At 40.9% G+C, this 13,233-nt stretch carries 10 protein-coding genes and 3 pseudogenes; 10 read left to right on the top strand and 3 right to left on the bottom strand.

Annotated elements, in window-relative coordinates:
• Positions 1-115 precede the first annotated feature (115 nt).
• Positions 116-2,551 (bottom strand): glycoside hydrolase family 94 protein, encoded by a 2,436-nt coding sequence (locus tag AC058W_RS14550; RefSeq protein ID WP_479390241.1) that lies wholly within the window; start codon positions 2,549-2,551, stop codon positions 116-118.
• 378 nt (positions 2,552-2,929) lie between these two features.
• Between AC058W_RS14550 and AC058W_RS14545 the strand changes: the two genes are divergently transcribed.
• Together AC058W_RS14545 and AC058W_RS14540 are read left to right on the top strand one after the other, a co-directional pair.
• Positions 2,930-3,949, top strand: coding sequence for a LacI family DNA-binding transcriptional regulator (locus AC058W_RS14545; RefSeq protein ID WP_479390240.1), 1,020 nt, complete (start codon positions 2,930-2,932; stop codon positions 3,947-3,949).
• Positions 3,950-4,079: 130 nt separating this feature from the next.
• Positions 4,080-4,733: a trimeric intracellular cation channel family protein gene (locus tag AC058W_RS14540; RefSeq protein WP_117677717.1), complete on the top strand. Its 654-nt coding sequence runs from the start codon at positions 4,080-4,082 to the stop codon at positions 4,731-4,733.
• A gap of 81 nt (positions 4,734-4,814) precedes the next feature.
• Here the strand turns inward: AC058W_RS14540 and AC058W_RS14535 are convergent.
• Positions 4,815-5,168, bottom strand: a pseudogene (locus tag AC058W_RS14535) (P-II family nitrogen regulator); the annotation flags it as partial.
• Here AC058W_RS14535 and AC058W_RS14530 point away from each other — a divergent pair.
• The 5 genes and pseudogenes from AC058W_RS14530 to AC058W_RS14510 all read left to right on the top strand — a co-directional run.
• Positions 5,166-5,420 (top strand): annotated as a pseudogene (locus tag AC058W_RS14530) (hypothetical protein); the annotation flags it as partial. The pseudogenes AC058W_RS14535 and AC058W_RS14530 sit on opposite strands and share 3 nt — an antisense overlap.
• A gap of 18 nt (positions 5,421-5,438) precedes the next feature.
• Positions 5,439-6,449 carry a GGGtGRT protein gene (locus AC058W_RS14525; RefSeq protein WP_008707497.1) on the top strand — a complete coding sequence of 337 codons (1,011 nt, stop codon included), beginning with the start codon at positions 5,439-5,441 and terminating at the stop codon, positions 6,447-6,449.
• 366 nt (positions 6,450-6,815) lie between these two features.
• A complete protein-coding gene (locus tag AC058W_RS14520; RefSeq protein WP_081703169.1) occupies positions 6,816-7,130 on the top strand; it encodes a BhlA/UviB family holin-like peptide in 315 nt (104 codons plus the stop codon).
• Between the two features lie 110 nt (positions 7,131-7,240).
• Complete coding sequence (locus tag AC058W_RS14515) at positions 7,241-9,031, top strand: hypothetical protein (protein WP_479390239.1); 1,791 nt, start codon at positions 7,241-7,243, stop codon at positions 9,029-9,031.
• Between the two features lie 191 nt (positions 9,032-9,222).
• Entirely contained in the window at positions 9,223-10,731 is a 1,509-nt protein-coding gene (locus tag AC058W_RS14510) for a hypothetical protein (RefSeq protein ID WP_479390238.1), read from the top strand.
• A 278-nt stretch (positions 10,732-11,009) separates the two neighbouring features.
• Here the strand turns inward: AC058W_RS14510 and AC058W_RS14505 are convergent.
• Positions 11,010-11,263 (bottom strand): annotated as a pseudogene (locus AC058W_RS14505) (IS110 family RNA-guided transposase); the annotation flags it as partial.
• 68 nt (positions 11,264-11,331) lie between these two features.
• Here AC058W_RS14505 and AC058W_RS14500 point away from each other — a divergent pair.
• The 3 genes from AC058W_RS14500 to AC058W_RS14490 form a co-directional block, all read left to right on the top strand.
• On the top strand, positions 11,332-11,580 hold the full coding sequence (locus AC058W_RS14500) for a COG3415 family protein (protein ID WP_117677741.1): 249 nt from the start codon (positions 11,332-11,334) through the stop codon (positions 11,578-11,580).
• Positions 11,581-11,672: 92 nt separating this feature from the next.
• Positions 11,673-12,506 carry a hypothetical protein gene (locus AC058W_RS14495; protein WP_118248145.1) on the top strand — a complete coding sequence of 278 codons (834 nt, stop codon included), beginning with the start codon at positions 11,673-11,675 and terminating at the stop codon, positions 12,504-12,506.
• Positions 12,507-12,697: 191 nt separating this feature from the next.
• On the top strand, positions 12,698-13,233 hold a 536-nt coding region (locus AC058W_RS14490), incomplete at its 3' end, for a hypothetical protein (protein WP_479390237.1).

The following is a 13,233-nucleotide window of genomic DNA, read 5'->3' as shown; positions in this document are numbered from 1 at the left end:
GTCATTAGCTGGTTTTACTTTTATGAATTGTACCAAATAGTAAAAGCAGATTGTACATATCTCTTGCTTGCAAAAGATATGTAGTGCTGTACAAGTTTGCGACAGATAGTTTCTATTATCCCATGTATACAGTTACATGATATTCTTTCTTGCCTTCTTCAAATGGAATCAGGCATCCTTCATGTTCTTTTCCGTCTACAACGACTTTCTTAACACCCTTCTGAACATTATCAGGATTTTTAACGTCGATATAATAAACAGCATCTCTGAAAGTTCTGGTAAGTTTGAAATCACCGAAGCCTTCCGGAATACATGGATTGATGCAGAGTCCATCATAGGATGGCTGTACACCCAGGATTGCCTGAGACAGATTCCAGAAAGTCCATGCTGCTGTACCGGTCAGCCAGCTGTTCTTTGCCTGACCATGGAAGACTGCGTCAGCACCTGCAACCATCTGTGAATATATGTACGGCTCTGTGCAATGAATCTCACTTATGCCCTCGATATAGGACGGACAAGTCTTCTTGTAAATCTCAAACGCCCTGTTACCGCGTCCGATTACGGTTTCTGCGATAGAAACCCACGGATTGTTGTGGCAGAAGATACCTGCATTTTCTTTATATCCCGGCGGGTAGGAGGAAATTTCTCCAAGATTCAGATAATACTGGGTATAAGCCGGCTGCAGGATCATAATGCCATATTTCGTATCAAGACGCTCTTTGACAGAATCCAGAGCTTTTTCGGCAAGGCCTTCTTTGACCCCGATTCCAGCCATAACGCAGAAGCCCTGTGGCTCGATGAAAATCTGTCCCTCTTTACATTCTTTGGAACCGACTTTCTGAGATTCGGCATCGTATGCACGGAGGAACCATTCTCCATCCCATCCAGCATCAAGTACTGCCTGATACATCTGATCTACTTCTTTTTCTGCTCTTTCGGCAGCCGCGGTGTCACCTATATGACGGCTGATTTCTGCGAATTCTTTTCCGTATTTTACGAACATACCTGCGATAAATACGGATTCTGCAACAGGTCCTTCAGATGGGCCAGTTGTCTGGAAGGATTCTCCTGGTTCTGTGGAGAAACAGTTCAGGTTCAGACAGTCATTCCAGTCTGCGCGTCCGATCAGTGGAAGTTTGTGCGGCCCGAGATGAGTTGCTGTATATTCGAAAGAACGATGCAGATGCTCATACAGAGGAGCTGCCTTTTCTTTCTGATTATCAAAGTCAACCATTTCATTTAAGATAGAGAAGTCTCCGGTTTCTTTCAGGTAAGCGGAAACTGCTGCAATCAGCCATAACGGGTCATCATTGAAACCGCTTCCGATATCCAGGTTACCCTTCTTGGTAAGTGGCTGATACTGATGATAAGCACTTCCGTTTTCAAACTGAGTGGCAGCAATATCGAGGATACGTTCTCTTGCGCGTTCCGGAATCAGATGTACGAAACCAAGGAGATCCTGACAGGAATCACGGAATCCCATTCCGCGGCCTGTACCGGATTCATAATAGGAAGCGGAACGAGACATATTAAAGGTGACCATACATTGGTACTGATTCCAGATATTTGCCATACGATTTACATGCTCATCGTTACTCTCTACATGATAACGGGAGAGAAGCTTGTCCCAGTAAGCATTCAGCTCGGCAAATGAAGCATCAACCTGTTCGGTTGTCTGGAACTGTCTGAGAATCTTATGAGCGCCGTCCTTGCGGATTACGTTTGGAGCGATAAATTTCTGATTCTGTGGATTTTCGCTGTATCCCAGAACAAAAATAAAATCCTTGGATTCTCCTGCAGAAAGTGTTATATTAATCTGGTGGCTTGCGATTGGATACCATCCGCTTGCAACAGAATTTCTTGCTTTATTCTCCTTTACAGCAACAGGAAAAGCATTTCCGTTGTTCATACCAAGGAAAGCATCTCTGCTTGTATCAAAACCATCCACCGGGCTGTTTACGCTAAAGAAACTGTAATGTCTGCGGCGTTCGCGATATTCGGTTTTATGGTAAATAGTGCTGCCTTCGATCTCAACTTCGCCGATACTTAAATTTCTCTGGAAGTTTGTGCTGTCATCTACGGCATTCCAGAGGCAGAACTCTACATAAGAGAAGAGGGAAAAGGTTTTCGGAACATCAGTTGTGTTTGTGAGAGTCAGTTTATTAATCTCACAGGTTGTGTTTACAGGAACAAAAGCAAGAAGATCAGCTTTTAATCCATTTTTGGAAGACAGAAAACGGCTGTAGCCGATTCCGTGATGGCATTCATAAGAATCCAGTGGTGTCTTGGAAGGCATGGAACCTGGGTTCCAGATTTCTTCTCCATCATGGATATAGTAATATTTTCCGTTGGAATCTACCGGAATATTGTTGTAGCGGTAACGGGTGATACGAAGAAGTTTGGCATCTTTGTAGAAGCTGTATCCGCCACAAGTGTTAGAAATCAGGGAGAAAAAGTCCTGAGATCCCAGATAGTTGATCCATGGAAGCGGAGTATCTGGGGTAGTGATGACATATTCTTTGGCGTTGTCATCGAAATAACCGAATTTCATAAGAAGTCCTCCTGTTTTATTATGATTTTGTGTCAGTTGTTTTAAATATACAGAAAATTCAAACACGAAAACGAATAAGTTTAGAATAAAAACAGACGATTATCGTGGCATTACTGCTATTTGTCTCTAGTATAGCGGAAGACAGTGATAAAATCAATTGTTTTACAGAAAAATAAGTGTCAAAAAATAAGAGGGTATTTTCGTTAAAATGATGAATTGGATTTGTGATAATGGAAAAATATTGGGTGTTAAAATTGTGCAATCATACAAAAAATATAAAAGATGCACAAAAAAATGAATTGCAAGCTTGAAAATTTGTGCGAGTAGTTATACAATGGAAGTACGAAAACGATTACGAAAATTTTAGGAGGCATACCTATGGTTTCGATGAAAGAAATTGCGAAAAAGTGTAATGTCTCTGTGGCCAGTGTCAGCAAAGCATTGAACGGTTATTCCGATATCAGTGAGGAGACGAGGAAGCTGATCTTACGAACTGCTTCGGAAATGGGCTATCTTCCTAATTCCTCTGCGAGAACGTTAAAGACGAAGAGAAGCTATAATATCGGAGTCATGTTTGTTGATGAAGCGGCCAGTGGACTTACTCATGATTATTTTAATCATGTGCTGGAAAGCTTCAAAAGGACCGCAGAGGAGAAAGGGTACGATATTACCTTTACGAGCGGAAAAATTTCCGGACAGAACCTAAGCTATTACGAACATTGCCGTTACAGAGGGGTAGATGGAGTTGTGATCGCGTGTGTGGATTTCTATGCAGATGAGGTACAGGAGCTGATTCGTTCGGAAATTCCGGTGGTAACGATCGACCATGTGTTTGATGGAAATATTGCAGTTGTTTCCAATAATACGCAGGGAATGGAAGAGCTTGTTTCGTATGTTTATGAGCAGGGACACAGACGCATTGCTTATATTCATGGAGATAATACTTCTGTAACCCGTATGAGACTTTCTGGCTTTTACAGAACCTTGCAGAGACTGGGAGTAGAGATACCGGATGATTATATTAAGGAATGTCCTTACAGAGATGCGGATACCGCTGCAATGGTGACAGGGGAGCTGTTAGATCTTCCGTTGCCGCCGACCTGCATTCTTTATCCGGATGATTATGCTGCGATAGGTGGAATTAATGAGATCAGGGAGAGAGGACTTCGCATTCCGGAGGATATTTCTATTGCAGGGTATGATGGAATCACGATCGCGAAGATTCTGGAACCTAAGCTGACTACACTTTGTCAGAATACGGTTGCAATTGGCAGAATCGCAGCGGAGAAACTGATCGATCTGATTGAGAACCCGAAGACGACATTGATCGACCGATTCACAGTAGATGGTACTTTGTTTAAAGGAGCATCCGTAAAACAGTTGTTGCCGGATAAGTAAAATATTATGCGGGATATTGCCAGCGAACAGTAATATATGTTATTCTGGATATTAGAGTCAGAAGAAGAGGAAGAATGTCTTTTGGCTCTGATATTATGTTAAAGAAAAATAATCAGGAGTTAAATTAGATATGGATTATCAGTCAATCATGACATTTATTATGGAAATGGCAGGTACGATCGCGTTTGCAGCTTCCGGAGCAATGGTAGGAGTAGAGCGTAATATGGATATTTTTGGCGTCAGCGTTCTTGGAGTAGCAACTGCGGTGGGAGGCGGCATGATCAGAGACGTGGTGCTGGGGGTCATTCCACCGGCTGTATTTACAAATCCGGTATATGCACTTGTATCTGTGCTTACCTCGTGCATTGTTTTCTTTATTTTTTATTTTAAGAGAGAACTTCTGGAAGGACACAGGCGTGAGACATACGATAAGTTTATGCTGGTGCTGGATTCTGTGGGACTTGGTATTTTTACGGTAGTGGGTGTTAATGCAGGAATCCGCCAGGGTTATATGGATAATGCGTTTCTGCTTGTGTTTCTTGGAACGATCACAGGAGTTGGCGGCGGTCTGCTGCGTGATATGATGGCAAGTGTGCCGCCTTATATTTTTGTAAAGCATATTTATGCCTGCGCTTCTATTATCGGTGCGATCGTATGCGTGTACATGAATCGTTTTGTGGGAAATGTAGAGGCTATGGTAGTGTCATCGGTGGTAGTAGTGTTGATCCGTTATCTTGCGGCTCATTATCACTGGAATCTGCCGAGATTGTCACCGCGGAAATAACAAGAAAAACCCAGGAAATGATTTTGTATCAATTTCCCGGGTTTTTCTTGTTTTATTTGGATATTTATTATGAGTGGAGGCCTATTTAGTATCCTGGAGAGCGAGATAACCTTCTTCTCCGGTACGGATCTTCACTACATTTTCGATATCATATACGAATACTTTACCATCACCAATCTCACCTGTGTGAAGGACAGCTTTTGCAGTTTCAATGACTTTCTTAACAGGTACGAGGCTGACAACGATTTCAATCTTGATCTTCGGAAGAAGATTCATTTCCATCTCAACACCACGGTAGTAAGCAGGAGCACCTTTCTGTACACCGCATCCTAAAACGTTTGTGATTGTGATACCGGTAACGCCGATCTCATTCATTGCCTGCATAAACTCATCAAGTTTGTTCTGACGTGTGATGATAACGACTTTTGTAAACTTCGTTCTCAGGTTGGTACAATGTATGGAACTCTGAAAAAAGGACCTCGTTACCTTGAAATGGCAGAAGGTTATGTAACAGGTATTGCTCTTGATGCAGATGATGAGATCATCGGATATCAGTTCGTAAGCCTTGGAAAAATGACTGATTTCATCAAAAAAGGCGATGACCCGAATACTGCATGGGAAAAAGCAAAAGGTCAGTACGGCCGTGTTGCAGACGCTGTTAAAATTATCGACCCAAGAAAAGAATAATTTAGGAGGTAACAGGAAATGGCTTTATTTGAATCATATGAGAGACGAATTGACAAGATCAATTCTGTTTTAAACAGCTATGGCATTGCTTCTATCGAAGAAGCTGAGAAAATCACAAAAGACGCAGGTCTTAATGTTTACGATCAGATCAAAGGCATTCAGCCGATCTGTTTTGAGAACGCTTGCTGGGCATATACAGTAGGTGCTGCGATCGCAATCAAAAAAGGATGTAAGAAAGCAGCAGATGCAGCAGCAGCTATCGGTGAAGGACTTCAGGCATTCTGTATTCCTGGATCCGTTGCTGATACACGTAAAGTAGGTCTTGGACATGGTAACCTTGGCAAGATGCTTCTTGAAGAAGAAACAGAGTGCTTCTGCTTCCTGGCTGGACATGAGTCCTTCGCAGCAGCTGAAGGTGCTATCGGTATCGCTGAGAAAGCTAACAAAGTTCGTCAGAAACCATTACGTGTTATCCTGAACGGTCTTGGTAAAGATGCTGCTCAGATCATCTCCCGTATCAACGGCTTTACATATGTAGAGACAGAATACGATCCATACAAGAACGAAGTTAAAGAAGTATTCAGAAAAGCATACTCCGAAGGACTTCGTGCAAAAGTTAACTGCTACGGCGCTAACAGCGTTCCGGAAGGTGTTGCTATCATGTGGAAAGAAGACGTTGACGTTTCTATCACAGGTAACTCCACAAACCCGACACGTTTCCAGCATCCGGTTGCAGGTACATACAAGAAAGAACGTCTTGAAGCAGGTAAGAAATACTTCTCAGTTGCTTCCGGTGGTGGTACAGGACGTACACTTCACCCGGACAACATGGCAGCAGGTCCAGCTTCCTACGGTATGACAGATACATTAGGACGTATGCACTCTGATGCACAGTTCGCTGGTTCTTCTTCTGTACCGGCTCACGTAGAGATGATGGGTCTCATCGGCGCTGGTAACAACCCGATGGTTGGTATGACAGTTGCAGTAGCTGTTTCCATTGAGGAAGCTGCTAAGGCTGGAAAGTTCTAATCAAACCTTTTTAATCAAAGAGTCAACAAACCTAGAAAGTACCGTAGTTCCAAGGGCTGCGGTACTTTTCTTAGTTTAGATCAAAAAATGAGAAAGTAATTTGAGACACGGTGAGAAGCCTTGAAAATGGCAAGATAGGCAAACAGGTAGGTAACAAGTAGGCAACAGAGCGAAGGAAACAAAAAGAAGAGCCGATCACAGGAAAAGAAATGCCGCAACCACAAGGGTTACGGCATTTTTTCTATCTCATCTCTGAGTCACTCAATATCACGGATTGTATAGACCGCCTCGGTTACGTCTGTGATCTTGTGACCGGCAAGACGTTTCACAACGTACTCATCTACGCCCGCTTTTTTCGCCATCGTAATGAATGTTGTTCGGGGATCGTGCGGCCGATGTTCGGAACGAAGGTGCAGTGCGGCAACGACCTTGTTAAAACGCCCAGCGGATGCTGCATTATCTCAAGGGATATGGGCAGTATTGGCAGTATTTCTTTTGATCTACATTGTGAAATCAAATGAAAGATTTTCGGCAAGACAGGAAGAGCGGGAAAAACAGTATCAGGAATTACTGTCAGCATTAACAGAAAAATTTAATGTATTAAGTGTTATCGAGAGGGATATTACAGAGGTAAAAGAGTACATTATGGCAGATACAAAAGAAATCAATAAAAAAATATAAAAAGTAGTTTCCGAAAATAGAGAAAACGGGTTTTTATTTTATGTAAGCGCTTATGAAACAGACCAATAAAACTATAAGGGTCTGCAAAAAACAGAAGGAGGATATTTTATATGCCAGGAACATTTAATGGAAAAACACTTGTTATTTCAGCGACACCTACAGCAGGAACAAAAATTGTGGATGCAGGAGCTGCGACGAATGTAGCGGGAATTACAATCAGCGGAGACACTATGTACAGTGTGAAAACAAGCGGAAAGGTAACAACCTTATATAAAACACCGGATTATTCAAACGCAGATGCACAGGCTGTGGCAGTTAAAACCGGTTTGGGATATTTTGCATTAGGGCTTAGCAAAATCGGCACAGAATTATTTATGCTTGCTGAAGATACAGCGGGATATGGAAATACTACAAAGATTGTAAAAATGGATACTGCCGGTAATGTTATTAAGGAGTTTGATATTGTAAGTGAATTTCAGTATGGAGCGCTTGGAATTGCACATACAGGTGCGGCAAATGAATTTTTCATTCTTGCACGAGGCTCCAACGATGCAGATAACGATACTCTGATTGTAAAAAAACTGAGATTGGAGAGTTCTAATAGTTATGAAGTAGTTCATGAATTTAAGGTTACAAACAGAGGATATGGATATACAAGCCGTATCCAGGATATTTATTACCATTTAGACTACGGTCTGTTTATTCTGACAAATGATGAATTGTCTGCCGGAAGAAACAGAATTGTACATGTGGATTACAGAAGTAATGTGAATTCATATATTCCAGACGGAGTTATTAATGTTGAGATGAAAGGGTATAAGCAGTATAATCTGGAATCTATTTGTATGAAAGCAGGTCATCTTGTACTGGCTGCAAATGTAATTACAGGAACCGGGAAAGCAGAGGACCGTTTTTCTGTCCTGAATGGAATTACTTATGAAAAAGGTACTTATAGTTTTAACTGCGCTCTTGCCAAGGGAATGAAAGTAGACAATAAGGAAATAGGAAATATTAAAACGACAAATTTTGGCGCGTTAGCATTTGATGGGGATGACAGAACTCAAAAGTTGTATGGTATAAAAGCCGGTACAAATGGAGAATATAAAGAACCGAGTAAGTGCGCAGCAGCCATTTGGGAATTTGAGGATTACACAAGCAGTACGAAGGGCGTAAAAAGACTGGCTAATAAGGTAGTACCGGGAGAGAAAAGATGTCTGTATCATGCCAATGGAATGGATATATACAATCATGAATTGTATGTTACCTGTGCGGAACCTAATGGAAAAGGTGAATATTCGGTTGTGAAGCTTACTATGGGCAGTACATCTGAAGAATGGCCCTATAATAGGTATACCTGGGAAAACCGGACAAACGCAATCAGCCATTACAAAGGCAATCAGTTTATTCTTCTTACCGAAACCGGTGCAGAGGGTGAAGAAGATAAAAAAATATATAAACTGTGTATTGTACACTTCTCAGCAGGAAAAGTTGTGGTTGATCAAACAAAATATTTTATGAATACCGGTTATGAAGTGCTTCAGGGAATCAATTACAGTGACAAATACGGATTATTTATTGTTACGACGAAAAAACTGGAATATTTTCCTAATGGTGATGTGCAAACCAGTGGAAGCAGGGTACTACACATTGATATGAGCAGAACTAAAACAATGAAATTTAAAGATGGCAAGAAATATCCTGTTTTAATGCCGGATTTTGCCTTTAACAATGAACTGGATGAATCAAAGTTCTTTAGTTTTGAAATGGAATCCGTAGCGATTGACAGAAATACAAACAATATGATTGTGTCGGTTAATGCGAACAGTCCGATTGCGGGCGATAATGGTAAACATCCGGGGGAAGACTACATCTACAGATTTTCTTCCATTGAATTTAAATAACGAAACTTATCTTTACAGAGATTGGGTTCCTGCAAAGGTAGAAAAAAGCGGCTTTTCAAGCCGCTTTTTCTGCATAGTTAAATATGTTAAATAAAAAAAGATTGTTGAAAAAATATTACATATATGATACAATTGTTAATATAAACGTAACATTATAACGAGGTATAATGATGGAAAGAAGGCAAAGTATTATGAGAAGGAGAGGCAAAACATTTTTATCGCTGTTTCTTTCTGCTGTGATCGTTACCGGTCAGCCGGTATTGGCAGCCGATTTTTCTGCTGGAGAGGAAACATTTATTTCGGAAACCACAGAGCAGGAAGGCGATGTATCGGAAGCTTCAGCTATTTTCGAGGATACTGTGGATTCAGACAGTGAAATGAGATATGAGAAATATGAGGCGACAGTTTCTAGTGAAATCCTTGATTTGGGACAGACTGGAGTAAACGGCGGCGGTTGGGAAAGGCTAGAGATAAAAAATACAGGTACAGAGAGCTGGCAGATCAAATCCATTTCAGAATTGAATGATTTTAGACTTGAACATTTAGAGCATCCATTATTATATGAGGGAAGACTTCCGATGAAAGTTGGGAATAAGGTTAAGCCCGGAGAAGCTGTTGCAGTGGATATTTATGTAAAGCCAAATCTTTCTCAGGGGATTCATGAAGAAACTTTTGTCATGGAAACAGAAGAAGGAATTCAGGCAGAGTGCAGGATACGGGTTCTCGTTCGTGGGGAATCAGAGGAGGATTACGAGGTTAACTGTGTACCAAATAGTGGTACGAGATTTCTCACAATTACTCAGGAAGAGTACGATTCATGGGATGATGTAGAACCAGAGCCGGATATGTTGATGTGCCCATCACGGTTGATTACAATATGCAACAATGGGCAAAAACCTGTCACAGTTGATTTTGAGGATACGGAACATTTCAGGGCATGGTTCTATATTGACGAAGACACGGGAGTTGTTATGCCGGGGGAAAATACGATAATTCAGGTTTTTCCGAAAGCAGAAGAACAGGTAGCTACTGATATTTTTAAGGTTTCCATCACAGGAGGAATAGAATTATCTTATATAATTTCCCAGAATTGTCCTCATATTGCACCGCCTTATCCGGAAGGAGCAACGATAAAAGATGTGAAAGTACAGGGGTCAACTATTAAGGCAGCGGCTTATGACTGCGCAAACAGCGAAGGTTTCGATGCGGTTCTGACAAAGAAAAGCTGGGTTGACAGACCTGAGAATTATGTGAAGGTGGCGAAGAATCAGGATGCAAAGACCATCACCTTCACAAATGTAAAAAACGGCACGTATTATCTGGGAATCCATGCGTACAACAGGGATTATTATGATGGAAATGTGTCCGGGAAAAGGTTTGGGGCATGGAGTTATCCAGTAAAAGTAGTAGTAAAGAACGGAATTCCCACAGAGAGGGTGAAGATTAAAACTGTAAAAACAAGTAAAGGAGCTGTGTCTGTAACAGTTGGCGTACCAAAAGGATTTGCAAGAGCAGATATGGAACTGAGATCTACAGGCGGAACCACCGTATATAAACGGAACAATCGGACAACCTATACAAGGATTACAGGCGTGAAGCCCGGAACCTATACTCTGAGAGTCCGCCCATGGGCCAAAACTAACGGAAGGAAAGCTTACGGAGACTGGGTATCCTGGGGAAGAAGAATCAGGGTAAAATAAAAAGAAACAGGCAACTGCCCCTTGTTTAGAAAAGTTTAAATTGGTTTGAGAAAGAGAAAAGTAAATTCTGTAAAGTTGACTTTACAAAACCTGAAAAACAGAAAGAGAGCTACCAGACAGCAGAAGAAAAAAACAGAACGGACAAAAAAGACGGACTGATTACATAATAGGAAACTGAAAGTTTGAAACAAAGGGATAGTGGATAGAGAATAAATTTTGACATCACAAATAAGCCATCTTTAGGTGGCTGAAAAATTGAATATAAACGCAACACCTAATCAGGAAACTGACAAAGGATCGTCTTTGATAAAATAACCTCTTTGCTTAAGCAGATTAAGTGCCTGTGAAGTAGTTAACACTTTTTCTTTATTCACAGGACGGGAGTCAAGAAAACCTTCCGGTGTATATGGCTTTAAATCTGTGAGTATGTGCCAGATAGCGGTCAGGATCATACGGCAGCAATGACGGCTTTCTTGTGACCACGGCGTGCTTTGATGCGACGGTAACGGTCTGTAAATTCAGGATGTTTCTTATAGCACTCCCAAAAAATACTGCACATTCTTGACAACAGGTCTATGATAGAGTCAAGAGGTGATTATTATGTTGCATGATGAAACACGAAAACTGCTTATTGAAGCTTGGAATAAAACGCACAATGCAAAAGAAATCGCAGAGCGTTTTTCTGTGAATACCAGTACTGTTTACCGCCTGGAAAAACAAATGTGTGAAACAGGTTCTGTAAAAACAAGAACATCAGAGAGAGGACGTAAACATGCCCTGACACCGGAAGATCTCCAAAACATTGACCGGGTGGTTCAGCAGGAACCAGATCTCACTCCAAGGGAATAAAAGTAGACAATGAGATATTTGTTGATGATTTAGGAAAAAAAATCATAGCAACGAATTTTGGTGCGTTAGCATTTGATGAGAATAACCAAAAGTTGTATGGTATAAAAGCCGGTACAAATGGAAAATACGCAAATCCGAGTGTGTGTGCAGCAGCCATTTGGGAATTTGAGGATTACACAAGCGGTACGAAGGGCGTAAAAAGACTGGTGAATAAGGTTAAACCGGGAGAGAAGAGATGTCTGTATCATGCCAATGGAATGGATATATACAATCATGAATTGTATGTTACCTGTGCGGAACCTAATGGAAAAGGTGAATATTCGGTTGTGAAGCTTACTATGGGCAGTACATCTGAAGAATGGCCCTATAATAGGTATACCTGGGAAAACCGGACAAACGCAATCAGCCATTACAAAGGCAATCAGTTTATTCTTCTTACCGAAACCGGTGCAGAGGGTGAAGAAGATAAAAAAATATATAAACTGTGTATTGTACACTTCTCAGCAGGAAAAGTTGTGGTTGATCAAACAAAATATTTTATGAATACCGGTTATGAAGTGCTTCAGGGAATCAATTACAGTGACAAATACGGATTATTTATTGTTACGACGAAAAAACTGGAATATTTTCCTAATGGTGATGTGCAAACCAGTGGAAGCAGGGTACTACACATTGATATGAGCAGAACTAAAACAATGAAATTTAAAGATGGCAAGAAATATCCTGTTTTAATTCCGGATTTTGCCTTTAACAATGAACTGGATGAATCAAAGTTCTTTAGTTTTGAAATGGAATCCGTAGCGATTGACAGAAATACAAACAATATGATTGTGTCGGTTAATGCGAACAGTCCGATTGCGGGCGATAATGGTAAACATCCGGGGGAAGACTACATCTACAGATTTTCTTCCATTGAATTTAAATAACGAAACTTATCTTTACAGAGATTGGGTTCCTGCAAAGGTAGAAAAAAGCGGCTTTTCAAGCCGCTTTTTCTGCATAGTTAAATATGTTAAATAAAAAAAGATTGTTGAAAAAATATTACATATATGATACAATTGTTAACATAAACGTAACATTATAACGAGGTATAATGATGGAAAGAAGGCAAAGTATTATGAGAAGGAGAGGCAAAACATTTTTATCGCTGTTTCTTTCTGCTGTGATCGTTACCGGTCAGCCGGTATTGGCAGCCGATTTTTCTGCTGGAGAGGAAACATTTATTTCGGAAACCACAGAGCAGGAAGGCGATGTATCGGAAGCTTCAGCTATTTTCGAGGATACTGTGGATTCAGACAGTGAAATGAGATATGAGAAATATGAGGCGACAGTTTCTAGTGAAATCCTTGATTTGGGACAGACTGGAGTAAACGGCAGTGGTTGGGGGTGGGAAAGGCTGGAGATAAAAAATACAGGCACAGAGGCTTGGCATATCAAATCTATCTCAGAATTGAATGATTTTACACTTGAGCCGTTTGATTATCCGTTTCAGGGAAGGTTTCCAATGGAAGTTGGGAATAAGGTTAAGCCCGGAGAAGCTGTTGCAGCGGATATTTATGTAAAGAAAAATCTTTCTCCGGGAATTCATGAAGAAACCTTTGTCATGGAAACAGAAGAAGGCATTCAGGCGAAGTGTAGGATACGGGTTCTTAT

This window comes from Blautia sp. CGZ-1-C1 (assembly GCF_056504575.1).
The sequence above is the reverse complement of the archived record's forward strand: the minus strand, read 5'-3'. Positions and strand labels throughout refer to the sequence as shown.

Bases quoted from the DNA above. Each gene is read 5' to 3' on its own strand.
- AC058W_RS14550 (WP_479390241.1), bottom strand. From the start codon at position 2,551: ATGAAATTCGGTTATTTCGATGACAACGCCAAAGAATATGTCATCACT.
- AC058W_RS14545 (WP_479390240.1), top strand. From the start codon at position 2,930: ATGGTTTCGATGAAAGAAATTGCGAAAAAGTGTAATGTCTCTGTGGCC.
- AC058W_RS14540 (WP_117677717.1), top strand. From the start codon at position 4,080: ATGGATTATCAGTCAATCATGACATTTATTATGGAAATGGCAGGTACG.
- AC058W_RS14525 (WP_008707497.1), top strand. From the start codon at position 5,439: ATGGCTTTATTTGAATCATATGAGAGACGAATTGACAAGATCAATTCT.
- AC058W_RS14520 (WP_081703169.1), top strand. From the start codon at position 6,816: ATGAATGTTGTTCGGGGATCGTGCGGCCGATGTTCGGAACGAAGGTGC.
- AC058W_RS14515 (WP_479390239.1), top strand. From the start codon at position 7,241: ATGCCAGGAACATTTAATGGAAAAACACTTGTTATTTCAGCGACACCT.
- AC058W_RS14510 (WP_479390238.1), top strand. From the start codon at position 9,223: ATGAGAAGGAGAGGCAAAACATTTTTATCGCTGTTTCTTTCTGCTGTG.
- AC058W_RS14500 (WP_117677741.1), top strand. From the start codon at position 11,332: ATGTTGCATGATGAAACACGAAAACTGCTTATTGAAGCTTGGAATAAA.